Raw genomic sequence first — 13908 nt, forward strand, 5'->3', positions numbered from 1 at the left:
TAAATTTAAGGCAATCTCCCGCCTGAATGACAAAGTAAATATGGTGTTGCAGGGACAGCCATCTTTCGAATATAGCTACAAGGCGAAAGATGAAATAGGTCAATTAAGCCGTTCTATTGATCAGTTACAGGAGAAATATTCTTTTTTAGTATCCAGTTTAAAAACGGTGAATGAAAATGGGCTGAATCAAGCAAATGATGTTTCGGTTATCGCAGAGGAAACATTGGCAAGTTCAGAAGAAATTGGTAGAGCAATGGCTGAAATTGCGGAAGGAGCTGTAAGCCAAGCGTCCGAATTGGAAGAAGTGAAAAGAGAGATTGATAGTCTTACTAATTCGATTGATAATATGGAAGGAAAAAATCAAATCATTAAGCAAGCGACTGAAAATGCGCAAGAAGCATCCCATAATGGACAAAAGACGATTAATTCTCTGAAAATATGTAATGAGAATGCAAGTAAGTCTACAAACGATGTAAGTATTGGAATCAGCAGTCTCTATCAAAAAGTGCTAGATATTTCAAAAATTACTTCCACTATTAATAGAATTGCAGAACAAACAAATCTTCTCGCTTTAAATGCAAGCATTGAGGCTGCAAGAGCTGGCGAACATGGAAAAGGCTTCTCTGTTGTTGCAAATGAGGTTCGAAATTTAGCTGAAGAGACAAACTCTGCTACCAAACAAATTCAAGATATGATCCAAAATATTGAAAAAGAAATGGAAAGTACGGTCATGTCGATATATGAAACGACAAACCAAACAGCAGAATTAGACACAGCAGTAAAGGATACAGAAAAAGAATTTACTGCGATTGCAGCAGCTGTTATTAATAGTATTGCAGCAGTTAAAGAAATGACAGGTGAACTTAACCGTGTGGTTGAACAAAATAATCATATTTCCCGTTCCATTGCAATGGTTTCAGAAGTATCAGAGTCTGTAGCTGCAGCAGTTGAACAAATTGCTTCTAGTACTGATGAGCAAACATCTGCAATTGGAAATATGGCCAAAACAGCAGAAGTAATGAAGAGTAGTAATGAGGAATTGAAGGATTCATTGGTAAAATTTAATCTATTATAAAGGAAAAGCCTTTGCTTGGGAGCAAAGGCTTTTTTTTATAGTTTCGAAAACATAAAGAAAGCAATTATCAAAAGCTAGTTTCCTAGATAAAGATGCCATTTCACTATGGTTAGAAGAAGTCCTAGAGTTTTAACTAAAAGCCTCCACAAAAACAATTCATCTCAGTGGGGAGGGTAGTGCACAAATACATTAGTTTCTAAAATTCATTGAATTGTCACAATTATCTGTATAAATCAGATTGAATACTGTTGTTGTGATTGATATAACTATCTTATAAGAGAAAGATAATCATTCTCAATTGAAGAAAAGAGGTGAAGTAAGGTGGAAGTTAGGGTTGGACAAAGATTAAAAATAAATAAAGTAGAAGAAGGAAATTCTATGCTTCAAAGAAGATTACTTGATTTCGGATTAATGGAGGGTGCTGTAATAACTATCCAGCAAATTTTGCCATTTGAAGGACCATGCATTTTGGAATATGAAGGTACAGTAATTGGGATGAGAAAAAGAGATATGAAAATTTTGCAAATGGAGAGGGTATAAGATGGAATTAGCACTTTTGGGAAATCCGAATACTGGAAAGACATCTTTATTTAACCATCTAACGGGAACATATGAATATGTTGGAAACTGGAATGGAGTGACGGTAGAGAAAAAGATCGGTACTTTAAAAAATAAAAAGGCAATTTTAGTAGATTTGCCAGGTGTTTATTCTTTAACACCAATCTCTGAAGAAGAAGCTGTAGTCACAAAGTATTTATTAGAAGGAAAGATGAGTCGGATTGTCAATATCATTGATGCCTCTCAGTTAAAGCGAAATTTGTTATTATCAATCCAATTAATAGAATACGGTAAACCAGTTATTTTTGCCTTAAATATGATAGACATTGCAAAAAGAAATGGGAAGAGTATTGATTATCCTTTGTTAGCAACCTATTTAGGAGCTACTACTATTGCAATAAGTGCAAGAAAAGGGAATGGTTGTGAGGAGCTATCACGAGCGTCCACTATTAAACAGACGATGGAGAATGAAGAACATACTCTATCTATTCATTATGGAGAAATAATAGAAGAGGCAATAGAAAAAATGACTCTCATGCTTCAAGAAAAAACAGACCTTTCAATAAGATGGCTTACAATCCAATTACTTGATGGAAATGCAGCAATTCGTTCCTTTCTAACTAATCTTTTGACAAAACAAGAGATAGATTCATTGATTAATGATGTAACAATAGAATGTGAAAAAATAGGAAAAAAGCCAGAACAAGTAATCTATCTTAAACGGAGAGAAGTGGTTGATCAAATTGTACAAAGAGTCGAAGTAATAGCAGATAAAAAACGTATGCCAATCTCGGATAATTTAGATTATCTTGTAACAAATAAATATTTAGGTTTTCCTATTTTTATAGTCTTTATGTATTTATTATTTATGATGACTTTTGATTGGTTTGGAACACCGTTATCTGATTTGCTAGATTATCTTATTTCTGATTTATTAACGAATGGAGTAACAAGTCTTTTAACAAGTTTGCAAGCTACAGACTTTATAGAATCCCTTGTTATTGATGGAATTATTGCAGGGGTAGGTGGGGTTTTAGTTTTCGTTCCGCAAATTTTTATTTTGTTTTTTTGTATTTCCTTTTTAGAGGACTCGGGCTATATGTCTAGAGTAGCACTCGTAATGGATAAATGGTTAGAAAATGTAGGATTGAATGGGAAAGCTTTTATTCCAATGATTATTGGGTTTGGCTGCAATGTTCCTGGGGTCATGGCGGCAAGAACGATCGAAACAAAGAAGGAGAGATTATTAACGATTTTATTGTTACCATTAATGAGTTGCTCGGCAAGATTTCCTGTTTATGCATTATTCATAGGAGCTTTCTTTGGAAAAAATGGAGCGATAATAGTGTTATCTCTCTATATTTTAAGTATCGTAATGGCCTTATTACTTGCTAAACTATTTTCCTCCACTATTTTAAAAGGAGAAAAATCTATCTTTCTAATCGAACTGCCACCATATCGATTACCTAGTATAAAGGTATTATGGAAAAGTACATGGGATAAAGGAAAAGGATTTTTAAAGAAGGCAGGTACTTTTATCTTCGCTGGTTCTGTTTTCATCTGGTTATTAACTTATTTAGGCCCAGGGGGATTAGATGTAAAAATGGACCAAAGCTTTTTAGCGTTAATTGGTTCAGTGATGGCTCCAGTTCTTGCCCCACTAGGTTTTGGAACATGGGAAGCAGGAGCATCCTTATTAACTGGATTTCTTGCAAAAGAAGCAATTATTTCTGCTATGAATATCATATATGCCGTTCCTGATACAAGAAGCTTGCAGCATTTAATGGGTGAAGTCTATACGCCGCTAGCCTCCTATAGTTTTATGGTGTTTATTCTATTATACATTCCTTGCCTAGCAACACTTGGTACTATCTATAAAGAAACAGGATCAAAAAAATGGTCTGCATTTTCTGTTGGTTATGCACTTATTCTTGCATATCTTATTTCTTTTGTAATTTATCAACTCGGAAAATGGATCGGTTTAAATTAAAGGAGTGAATAGAATGTTGATCAGCATTTTACTCGGATTTCTGATTTTTAGTTACGCAAGTTATGGGTTATACCGTCACATTCAACAATCGAAAAAGGGAAGATGTGCAGCGTGTTCCTTACAGAAAGCTTGCGAACAAAAATGTGAAGCATTGAACAAAAATAATTAATTTAGGGCATCTCATAGTTTTAAATTGATATTTATGCAAAGGAAGCTTATAATATTAGTGATGGTGTAAAATTACACATAACTAATAAGGGAATGAAGAAACTTTGACTAGAGAAGAAATTATTGAGAGTGTATCGGAAAAGATGAGATTAATACGCACAGAAGCGGGATATACCCAAGATAAGATGGCTGAGGTTATTGGTTTATCAAAAAAGACATTAGTGCAAATTGAGAAAGGCAGACTATACGCAGGTTGGTCTACTGTAGTAGCAGTTTGCGCACTTTTTAGAGAGACAGAAACGGTTCGCTTTTTATTTGGTAATGAGCCATTAGAGGTATTAGAAACAGTTGCTCGAGATGGAATGGATTATCGAAAAGAGAAAACCCTTGGTGGAAAAGTATGGTGGAGAGAAGTAGAAAAAAAGAATGGATTTATTCTACAACAAAATATTATAAGTCAGCATTTTCGAATTATTGACGAGGACCATTTTCGAATCTTCTCTAGCTTTGAAGAAAAAGAATCAAAAGATCGTTTTAAGGAACTTAACGGCGAATAAATCATGCATAAATTAGGCTGTCCTATGAGTGTTAGTTTTTATTGAAAAAGACTAATAATTTAATAAGGGCAGCCTATTTTTGTGCTACTTTATTAGAAAATCACTTATAAATCTTAAAATGAAATGATTGAATGGGTCCATGCGGTGAGGAAAAACAACAAAGGAAAACATAGATTGAAATGCTATACAGGTTTAAGCGTTAGCATCCGTGTCTATAAGAGCATCTTTCAAGAGGAAAAGGTAAAGAGAGAGCATCTCAGTAACCATAAAAGCCTCAATTAAACGAAAAAGAGACATCTGGCAAAGTATATTTTCATTACATTCAAAGAGCCTGGCTCCCTTTCATAAAGAAAACAATCTGATATCAGACTTAATAATGGAATTTCTTTCCGTCTATAGACGGAAAGAGAAACCATCGCATGAATGTTCATTATCTATAGGAAGAAAGATAGAATAAACTCATCAACTAAAGGATGAGGGATAAGAAATGAATAAATTTACAGAAATTTTTAAAAATGCGAGCTTTACCAGACTATTTATAGCCAATGTCACATCACAAATGGGGAGTGTTATTGGTTTAACAGCTTTCATGTTTTATATTCTTGATCGTTTCTCAGAGCAGCCATCTTATGCCACGATAACGGAATTAATGTTTTCCTTGCCAACGCTAGCCGTGTTTTTTCTTGTTGGAGTAGTGGCAGATCGACTAGATCGCCAGAAGATTGCTTACCATTGTGAGATGATAGCAGCAGCCATGTCTCTATGCTTATTAGGGGCAGTTTCCACTGGCTGGATGCCACTTATCTTTCTCACTTTATTTATTCGAAGTGCTGTTCAGAAATTCTTTTTTCCTGCAGAACAAGGCATTCTTCAAGGGGTATTAAGAAAAGAGGACTATACAACCGCAGCAGGACTTAATCAATTCATTAATAGTGTCTTTATGCTATTCGGTAATGCGATTGGTATATTCGTATATTGGACATTGGGGATTTATGGAGCGATAGTAGTTGATGTTGTTACTTTAACGATAAGTGGGCTTCTCATTAAGTCAATGAAGCTGAGTGAAGAAATTCGACAACCAAATGGCACCCACTCGTTAAAAGACTTAAATATTCAATTTATATGGAGTGACTTTATGATTGGTCTAAAGTACATACTCTCTAATATATTATTATTAGCATTAATTTATGGATTTATTGCATTTGGGGTTGTAAATGGTGGATTTAGTGTGATGCAAGTATTTATTTTGAAATATAAATTAGCTCCTGATAATTATGAACAAGTATCAATTTATTTGGGAATTGTCTTTGGTGCAGGAGTAATGATTGGAAGCTTCCTTTCTTCTCTTCTTACCCAAAAGGTAAAATTATTTAAGCTGATTATAATCGGAGCATTTTATATTGCTGTTATGACAATTCTAGCGTCATATGCCACAAATGTCCTATTCTTTTTAACGATTTGTTTCTTATTAGCATTGGGGTTACCGATGATTAATATTGCAATTGGTGGATGGATGCCAACCATTATAGAGCCGAAAATGATGGGAAGGGTACAAGGCTGGATTACCCCGCTAATGATGCTGTCACAGTCCATTACGCTTGGGATTATTTCAATCGGCTATCCTAAATGGTTTTCTATAGAGATAATTTATTGGTTTGTGGGCACATGTTTTCTTATTGTTGGTGGCTATTACAGTTTAGTATTGCCAAGATTAGCAAGAGAAAAGGAAGCAAAAGAAAAGTTAGCTGGGAAAAAAGAGGTTCAACTAAATTATTAAATTCTTTTGATTTTCGAAATATTTGCAATTGACTTTATAAAAACTACGTGTTAATCTCATTTATATTGGAAAATAAATGTAGAGAAAGGATGGTTACTGATGAAAAGATTAAATAGATATTACTCCATTAAAACTTCATACATTGGTAACCTTCTTCTTTCTTATCGATAATTTTTTGCAAAAAAAAAGCTGGTTGCCATTATAGGTAACCTGTGTATTTTTCTATCATCTAGAGATGGGTCGCATGGTTGCGGTCTGTCTCTTTTTTTGTGGGAAAATATGGAATGCGAAAAAGGGCAAAGCGTTTATTTTCTAATGAATAGTAAAGGAGGAAAAGTCGATGATTGTATCAGTAAAAGAGGCGAGAAATGAGTTAAAGGATTTAGAAAGTGGCTAGTCAGCAAAGAAGAGAGACAGGGGATGAGTGAATGTTTTCGATATTTTTTAAATTAAAATGGTTTTTTAAAGAGCATTGGAAAAGTTATACGATAGCTATAATTCTGTTAATTATTGTTGGATTTATTGAGGTATTGCCACCAAGAATTTTAGGATTGTTTATCGATGAACTAACGATTGGAACACTAACGACCAATAAAACAATGATGTATATACTTGTTGTATCAGGAATCACAATCAGTACGTATATCATTACCTATTTTTGGATGTATAAGTTATTTGGTGGAGCAAATATCTTAGAATTGAAACTAAGAAGCAAATTTATGAATCACCTATTAAAAATGACGCCAACATTTTTTGAAAAAAATAAAACCGGAGATTTAATGGCAAGAGCAACGAATGATTTAAAGGCAGTGTCGGTTACTGCGGGGTTTGGTATTTTAACATTGGTCGATTCCACAGTATTTATGCTGACAATTTTAATTACGATGATCATAACAGTAAGCTGGAAATTAACACTTGCAGCGATTCTTCCACTTCCTATTATGGCAGTAATCATGAAAATATATGGGGAAAGAATCCATAAGCGGTTTATGGAAGCACAGGATGCTTTTGGTGATATGAATGATAGTGTCTTGCAGTCTGTTTCAGGAGTACGCGTGATTCGTGCATATGTTTTAGAAAAAGAAGAAGAAAAACAATTTCATCATTTCACAGAAGATGTGTTCAAAAAGAACTTGCGTGTTGCTAAAATAGATTCTTTATTCGACCCTACTATACGAATTCTTGTTGGGTTAAGCTATTTAATTGGTCTTGGCTATGGAGCTTATCTAGTATTCCAGCAACAGTTAACAATTGGGCAGCTTGTTACATTTAATGTGTATTTAGGAATGATTGTTTGGCCAATGTTTGCAGTGGGGGAATTAATGAATATCATGCAGCGCGGAAATGCTTCTTTAGATCGGGTGCAGGAAACATTAAGCTACAAAGCGGATGTCATCAGTTCGGGAAGTGGAAATGGACTGGGTGTTCCAGAAATTATCCAGTTAAAGGATGTGCAATTTCAATACCCATCATCTAAACAAGAAAATCTTCGTGATATTTATTTAACCATCAGAAGAGGAGAAACCGTTGGGATTGTTGGTAAAACAGGAAGTGGGAAAACGACAATTATAAAGCAGCTCCTTAGAGAATATCCAAAAGGGGAAGGGAAGCTTGAGATTAACGGGAATAGCATTGATTCGATCGATTTACATACGTTAAGAGGTTGGATTGGCTATGTTCCCCAAGATCATGTTCTTTTTTCAAAAACAGTGAAAGAGAATATCTTATTTGGAAAAGAAAATGCTACGGAAAAAGAATTGGAGGAAGCAATTAGCCTTGCCTCTTTTAAACAGGATATTGATATGCTTCCAGAAGGGTTAAAGACACTTGTTGGGGAAAAAGGAGTCGCATTATCTGGCGGGCAAAAACAGCGTATATCGATTGCCAGAGCCCTTATCCGTAAGCCGGAAATTTTAATATTAGATGATTCTTTATCAGCGGTAGATGCAAAAACGGAGCAAAAGATTATTTCGAATATAAAGCAGGAACGCCAAGCAAAAACAACGATTATTACAACACATCGTATGACAGCTGTGCAACATGCTGACCATATTATCGTAATGGAAGATGGTTATATCATAGAGCATGGAACACATGATGAGCTAATGGATTTGAATGGCTGGTACAAAGAACAATATATTACGCAACAGACGAAAGCAGAATCTGAAGAAGTGGAGGTGCAAGCATGACTACTGGACAACGTTTATTTCGATATGCATGGAGCTTTAAAGGAATAATTCTTACTGCGCTACTCATGCTGACAATTGCTGTTATCGCCGACCTTGCAGGACCGTTTGTTGCAAAAAAAGTAATTGATGATCATATAACAGGGATTGAATCCCTTTGGTATCAAACAGAACCAACTAGCGATGCAGTAGAATATAACGGGAATTTTTACAAAAAAGCTGAATACCTTGATTTAGATGAAGAAATGCTTGCAGAAGCTAGAATTCTTCAGGTTGGAAGACAATTTCTTTTTGTAGATGGCACTATTTCCTTTGATGGAAGTCGACAATTTGCGAATGGCACACTGACAATCAGCAGAGAGGGAGAAATGGCAACCTATCCCGCTACTGCTTTAACTCGAACGGAAGTATTTGATTTTTATAAGCCAGAAATTATGCCTATTTTAAAGCTTTTATCTTTTTATTTTGGATTAGTTATTATTTCTGCCATATTCCAATACGGCCAGCATTACTTATTACAAAAGTCAGCAAACCGAATTATTCAAAAAATGCGGGAAGACGTATTTGCGCAAATTCAGCGGTTGCCGATCAAATATTTTGATAATCTTCCTGCTGGTAAAGTAGTTGCCAGAGTAACAAATGACACAGAGGCAATTAGGGAGCTATATGTAACAGTACTCTCGAATTTCTTTTCAAGTGGAATTAACATTATCGGAATTTATATTGCCCTGTTTATTTTGAATCCGCCTCTTGCAGCGATATGTTTAATTCTTCTTCCCATTTTATATATATGGATGATTGGCTACCGCAAATTTGCGTCTAGATATAATCATGTGATTCGTGCAAAAATTAGTGATATTAATGGAATGGTGAACGAATCTATTCAAGGAATGCATATCATTCAAGCCTTTGGCAAAGAAAAGCAAACAAGGGAAGAATTTGAGGATTTAAATAAGGAGCATTTTCGCTTTCAAAATAAGATGCTCCATTTAAATAGTCTTACCTCCCATAATTTGGTGAATGTATTAAGAAACATAGTATTTGTCGTGTTTATTTGGTATATTGCAGGTCAATCTTTAACAGCAACAACGGCTCTTTCTCTTGGGATGCTCTATGCATTTGTTGATTATATTAATCGTCTTTTTCAGCCGGTACAAGGGATTGTCAATCAATTGGCTAATTTAGAGCAAGCTCTTGTTGCAGGGGAACGAGTATTTGAATTATTAGATGAAGATGGAATTGATGTGAAGGATGTTACACTAGGACGCTATAAAGGGAATGTAACGTTTGATCAAGTAAACTTTGCCTATAAAGATAATGATTATGTATTGAAAAATATCTCTTTTGAAGCAAAGCAAGGAGAAACAGTCGCATTAGTAGGTCATACTGGATCTGGAAAAAGCTCTATTATGAATCTATTATTCCGGTTCTATGATATTCAATCAGGGAAGATTACGATAGATGGAAAAGATATCATGTCTATTTCCAAGCAAGATCTTCGTAAATATATGGGAATTGTTCTTCAAGATCCGTTCCTCTTTACTGGAACAATCGCCTCAAATGTAACGTTAAATGACCCATCCATATCAAGGGCAACCGTGGAGAAAGCATTAAAGGATGTAGGTGCAGATAGGGTATTAAAGCATTTAGAAAAGGGATACGATGAGCCAGTAATTGAAAAGGGAAGTACGCTTTCTAGTGGGCAAAGACAGCTAATTTCCTTTGCCAGAGCGCTTGCTTTTGATCCAGCGATTCTTATTTTAGATGAAGCAACAAGCAGTATTGATACGGAAACAGAACAAATCATTCAACATGCGATGGAAGTACTAAAGGAAGGCAGAACGACCTTTATCATTGCCCATCGACTATCAACGATTCGGAATGCTGATCAAATTATCGTACTTGATCATGGAGAAATCATCGAAAAAGGCAATCATGATGAATTGATGGGATTAAAAGGAAAATATTATCATATGTATCAGTTGCAGCAAGGGGAGAGTTTAGCAGGATAATGGATAATTTCTCTTCATAAGCAAGCCCTCCTAAATGTAGGAGGGCTTTAGCCATTATATTAAATTGTTATTAGCCTTGAAATCCACCTAGTTGCTTTTCAGCCATTTGTACTAAGCGTTTTGTAATTTCTCCACCAACAGATCCGTTAGCGCGAGAAGTAGTTTCTGCACCTAGGTTTACACCGAATTCAGATGCAATTTCGTATTTCATTTGGTCTAGAGCTTGAGATACTCCTGGTACTAATAGTTGATTTGAAGAATTGTTGTTTGCCATTGTGTTCCAGCTCCTTCTAGTTGTTTTTTTGGTTGGGTTAACTGGAATTGCACCAGTTGTAAGAGAATTCTTACTACCACTAGGTGTAACCCATTAATAGATATGGCATTTTGCTGGTTAGTTGTTGCCTTGGTTGTTGCTTGTACTATTATTATGGATGGATTTCTTGTTCTTATTCAACAAAAAATGGAGGAAATTAATTCCTTTTACAACAGTTGGATAGTTTCTATTTCAATACAGAAACTAAAGGCAGAATAAAGTGCATTTTCTCTTTAAGGCACTACTTAATGTCTCCGGATTGTGGAAAAAAGGAAGGTGAATATAAAGTGGGCTCAATATGTCCGATTTGTAATGGGATGGAAAGCTTAGAAAAGCCTTGTACGAACTGTGGATATCAAGTGGAAGACAGGGGGAGAGTGATGGACTATTATGATGACTATAGTGCATATATGCCAATTGATCAGATGAAGTTAGAAGATGGCTATCAAGATTTATCTGCACATTTATGTCCTCATTTTATACAGTGTCCTCATTGTGGGCAGGAAGAAATTTTATTAATAAAGGAATAAAAATGATTTGGAGACCATTGTATCTAATAGTAAAAAAGCTTACCGAGCATATATAGCAAGGTAAGCCTTTTGTTTAGTATGCAATTAACGAATACGAAGTTCTGTTTCTTTATCGAAGAAGTGACCTTTATTCATATCAAACGCTAATTTAACTGATTGACCAGCTTGAAGGTCGGCTCTTGAATCTAAGCGAGCAACAAATTCTTTTCCAGATAGAGTAGAGTACACAAGGCTCTCTGCACCTGTTAATTCAAATACATCTACTTTTGCGTCAAAGCTTGTATTTTCTGAACTGCTTATAAATACTAATTCATCATGGATATCTTCTGGACGAACACCGAAGATAACTTCTTTACCAACATAATTTTGTTCGCGCAATGTTTTTAATTTTCCTTCTGGAATGATGAAAGAACTATCGCCAATTACCATTTTATTGTCGACTACTTTTCCTTCAAAGAAGTTCATTGCTGGTGAACCAATAAATCCGCCAACAAAAACATTTTCCGGTTTTTCGTATACTTCTTTTGGAGCACCAACCTGTTGGATAACTCCATCTTTCATAACAACAAGTCTTGTTGCCATTGTCATCGCTTCTGTTTGGTCATGCGTTACATAAATAGTAGTCGTTTGTAGTCTTTGGTGAAGCTTTGAAATTTCAGCACGCATTTGTACACGTAATTTAGCATCTAAGTTTGATAATGGCTCATCCATTAAGAATACTTTTGCATCACGAACAATGGCGCGGCCTAGTGCAACCCTTTGACGTTGTCCACCGGATAATGCTTTTGGTTTTCTTTTTAAGTATTCTTCTAATCCTAGAATTTTTGCAGCGTTATTTACTCTTTCTTCAATTTCCGCTTTAGGGAATTTACGAAGTTTTAATCCGAATGCCATATTATCATATACAGTCATATGTGGATATAGTGCATAGTTTTGGAAAACCATCGCAATGTCGCGATCTTTTGGAGCAACATCGTTAACACGTAATTCATCAATAAAGAAATCACCTTTTGAAATATCTTCAAGACCTGCAATCATACGAAGAGTTGTTGATTTACCGCAACCAGAAGGACCAACAAATACGACAAATTCTTTATCCTGAATGTGTAAATTAAAATCTTTAACCGCTTCTACTTTTTCATCATAAATTTTATAAATATTCTTTAACACTAGTTCTGCCATTTTGTTCTCCCCCTACTGTTTTATAGTTATACTTTAACACTTTTGATACCGTTTTCAAATTGGCGAATTGCATGAAAAACGCTTACATAATTTTGAGCAAAATGCCTAAGAACTTGTATAATCAGGTGAATTCGCTCGTTTTTATAGCAAATAATCTATAGGCAATGTTTATTTGGGTGGAGAATAAGAGGGGATGCAAAAGAAAAAAGCCAATAATGGCTTTGGAAAAGTGCTATCTTCCACTTGTATAATATAAGCAAGCAAGATAGGTTGTTATGTAACTATGATAATTTTTTAAGTCAAATCCTGTTTTTTCAGTAAATTTATCAAGGCGGTATTGTAATGTATTGCGGTGGATAAATAATTGTTTGGCTGTATTGGTGCTGTGTCCATTGTTTTCTATGAATGTTTTAATGGTCAGCAGAAGTTCTTTATCTTCATCAAATATCGAGAACCATTCTTTAAATAAATGAAGTTCGTCTTCTCTTAGTCGGCTGATTAATAGGTTTGGGAGAATCGTTTCCATACTGAGTACATTTGATTTTGGCATAAATGCCAAGCCTTTTGAAAATAAGTTTCTTTCTTGTCCAAATATTGTGGGGATTGGACTACTTAGCTTCATTTCTTTTCCTAAATAAAAACAAATGGAAAAAAAGAAATCGGATTGTAAAGCTTGCGCAAGAGCAAGTAAATCTTCCTCTTCTAAATATTGTGCATTTTGCTCAATGACCACACCTTCACTTAAGCCATTCCATATAATAAGACTATTTGTATCTATAAATCCTTCAAAGGCAGACTCAATCAATTTTTTTTCAAGAGAAACAGAATTTCCTTTAATTTGAAACTGGATGAAACGTATGGTTTCAACATTTTTAAAAGCAGGCTTTTCTCCATTGAAATAAAGATATTGATTCCAGGTATACTCTTCTTTCTTTAATGTTTCATCAGGTTCGAAAAAATCATAGCATGCTTTTAATAATTCTAGCTGAGATTCATCGATCTCCTGCTTTAGAATGCCAATCCAATCATCTTGAAAATTAGTCTTGAACCAATGATAATCAGAAAGCTGAGACGGGGCTGGAGGCGTTGATTGCTCCAAGCTATGTTTATAATAAGCTAATATTTTATGCTTCAATTAATGTTACCTCCGAAATAGTAAAAACATTATCATAATTTTATTTTATAACTTTTTATAGAAATGGGGCAAGTGGGGGCGTTTGTGGAGGGAGAGTTTGGCTGAAATAAATTCAGTATTGGCTGAAAAAACCGAAGTTTGGCTGATAAAAACTAACATTAACCGAGATAAAGCTAAAAAAGCATCCCCTTTCATATAAAATCACTAATTAAGGGGATGCTGAATGGGTTTATTTGCTTATATGAGGTGGTTCTTCTTTAGTCAGCTCTCTTGCTTCTTCGATATTAGCATTTTCTTCTCTATTGAAAACCGTACCGCCAGCTAATCCTTCATTAATCATACGGTCAATATCTAAATAGGCTTCGTCCTTGCCTTCAAATTCAAGATCTTTTTTTGCTCTTTTCATGAAAATCCCTCCTACCATT

Annotated in this window: 13 protein-coding genes; 9 read left to right on the top strand and 4 right to left on the bottom strand. The window is 35.0% G+C overall.

All coding sequences use genetic code 11. The features are described 5' to 3' along the window. The first annotated feature begins 346 nt into the window (after positions 1 to 346). From ADJ83_RS26970 to ADJ83_RS18920, 8 genes are all read left to right on the top strand, one after another. A complete protein-coding gene (locus ADJ83_RS26970) occupies positions 347 to 1075 on the top strand; it encodes a methyl-accepting chemotaxis protein (RefSeq protein WP_414630349.1) in 729 nt (242 codons plus the stop codon). 321 nt (positions 1076 to 1396) lie between these two features. After that, complete coding sequence (locus tag ADJ83_RS18895; RefSeq protein WP_031535687.1) at positions 1397 to 1615, top strand: FeoA family protein; 219 nt, start codon at positions 1397 to 1399, stop codon at positions 1613 to 1615. Between the two features lies 1 nt (position 1616). After that, a complete protein-coding gene (feoB, locus tag ADJ83_RS18900) occupies positions 1617 to 3623 on the top strand; it encodes a ferrous iron transport protein B (RefSeq protein WP_031535685.1) in 2007 nt (668 codons plus the stop codon). A 13-nt stretch (positions 3624 to 3636) separates the two neighbouring features. Next, positions 3637 to 3792 (top strand): FeoB-associated Cys-rich membrane protein, encoded by a 156-nt coding sequence (locus ADJ83_RS25075; protein ID WP_081836553.1) that lies wholly within the window; start codon positions 3637 to 3639, stop codon positions 3790 to 3792. 103 nt (positions 3793 to 3895) lie between these two features. After that, the gene (locus tag ADJ83_RS18905; protein ID WP_031535683.1) at positions 3896 to 4348 is read left to right on the top strand and encodes a helix-turn-helix transcriptional regulator; all 453 of its coding nucleotides are present in this window, start codon (positions 3896 to 3898) and stop codon (positions 4346 to 4348) included. 487 nt (positions 4349 to 4835) lie between these two features. After that, positions 4836 to 6125: an MFS transporter gene (locus ADJ83_RS18910; protein ID WP_031535681.1), complete on the top strand. Its 1290-nt coding sequence runs from the start codon at positions 4836 to 4838 to the stop codon at positions 6123 to 6125. A gap of 428 nt (positions 6126 to 6553) precedes the next feature. Then, positions 6554 to 8314, top strand: coding sequence for an ABC transporter ATP-binding protein (locus ADJ83_RS18915; protein WP_031535679.1), 1761 nt, complete (start codon positions 6554 to 6556; stop codon positions 8312 to 8314). After that, entirely contained in the window at positions 8311 to 10323 is a 2013-nt protein-coding gene (locus ADJ83_RS18920; RefSeq protein WP_031535677.1) for an ABC transporter ATP-binding protein, read from the top strand. Before ADJ83_RS18915 ends, ADJ83_RS18920 begins: the two co-directional genes overlap by 4 nt. 70 nt (positions 10324 to 10393) lie before the next feature. Here the strand turns inward: ADJ83_RS18920 and ADJ83_RS18925 are convergent, their stop codons facing one another. Then, entirely contained in the window at positions 10394 to 10597 is a 204-nt protein-coding gene (locus ADJ83_RS18925) for an alpha/beta-type small acid-soluble spore protein (RefSeq protein WP_031535675.1), read from the bottom strand. A gap of 326 nt (positions 10598 to 10923) precedes the next feature. On the opposite strand from ADJ83_RS18925, the gene ADJ83_RS18930 reads away from it, so the two are divergent. Beyond that, a complete protein-coding gene (locus ADJ83_RS18930) occupies positions 10924 to 11166 on the top strand; it encodes a hypothetical protein (RefSeq protein ID WP_231512503.1) in 243 nt (80 codons plus the stop codon). A gap of 84 nt (positions 11167 to 11250) precedes the next feature. Here ADJ83_RS18930 and ADJ83_RS18935 read toward each other — a convergent pair whose 3' ends face one another. The 3 genes from ADJ83_RS18935 to ADJ83_RS25925 all read right to left on the bottom strand — a co-directional run bounded on the left by ADJ83_RS18935 (position 11251) and on the right by ADJ83_RS25925 (position 13889). After that, on the bottom strand, positions 11251 to 12348 hold the full coding sequence (locus ADJ83_RS18935; protein WP_031535670.1) for an ABC transporter ATP-binding protein: 1098 nt from the start codon (positions 12346 to 12348) through the stop codon (positions 11251 to 11253). Between the two features lie 232 nt (positions 12349 to 12580). Beyond that, complete coding sequence (locus tag ADJ83_RS18940) at positions 12581 to 13483, bottom strand: PucR family transcriptional regulator (protein ID WP_031535668.1); 903 nt, start codon at positions 13481 to 13483, stop codon at positions 12581 to 12583. A gap of 229 nt (positions 13484 to 13712) precedes the next feature. Beyond that, positions 13713 to 13889, bottom strand: a complete 177-nt coding sequence (locus ADJ83_RS25925) for a hypothetical protein (protein ID WP_192840962.1) — start codon at positions 13887 to 13889, stop codon at positions 13713 to 13715. Between the last annotated feature and the right edge of the window lie 19 nt (positions 13890 to 13908).

It is taken from the genome of Bacillus sp. 522_BSPC, from assembly GCF_001076885.1.
Classification (GTDB): Bacteria; Bacillota; Bacilli; order Bacillales; family Cytobacillaceae; genus Niallia; species Niallia hominis.

What these genes read in the sequence shown, in the direction of transcription:
- feoB (WP_031535685.1), top strand. Translation starts at nt 1,617, where the DNA reads ATGGAATTAGCACTTTTGGGAAATCCGAATACTGGAAAGACATCTTTA.
- ADJ83_RS25075 (WP_081836553.1), top strand. Translation starts at nt 3,637, where the DNA reads ATGTTGATCAGCATTTTACTCGGATTTCTGATTTTTAGTTACGCAAGT.
- ADJ83_RS18920 (WP_031535677.1), top strand. Translation starts at nt 8,311, where the DNA reads ATGACTACTGGACAACGTTTATTTCGATATGCATGGAGCTTTAAAGGA.
- ADJ83_RS18915 (WP_031535679.1), top strand. Translation starts at nt 6,554, where the DNA reads ATGTTTTCGATATTTTTTAAATTAAAATGGTTTTTTAAAGAGCATTGG.
- ADJ83_RS26970 (WP_414630349.1), top strand. Translation starts at nt 347, where the DNA reads ATGGAAGGAAAAAATCAAATCATTAAGCAAGCGACTGAAAATGCGCAA.
- ADJ83_RS18935 (WP_031535670.1), bottom strand. Translation starts at nt 12,348, where the DNA reads ATGGCAGAACTAGTGTTAAAGAATATTTATAAAATTTATGATGAAAAA.
- ADJ83_RS25925 (WP_192840962.1), bottom strand. Translation starts at nt 13,889, where the DNA reads ATGAAAAGAGCAAAAAAAGATCTTGAATTTGAAGGCAAGGACGAAGCC.
- ADJ83_RS18910 (WP_031535681.1), top strand. Translation starts at nt 4,836, where the DNA reads ATGAATAAATTTACAGAAATTTTTAAAAATGCGAGCTTTACCAGACTA.
- ADJ83_RS18925 (WP_031535675.1), bottom strand. Translation starts at nt 10,597, where the DNA reads ATGGCAAACAACAATTCTTCAAATCAACTATTAGTACCAGGAGTATCT.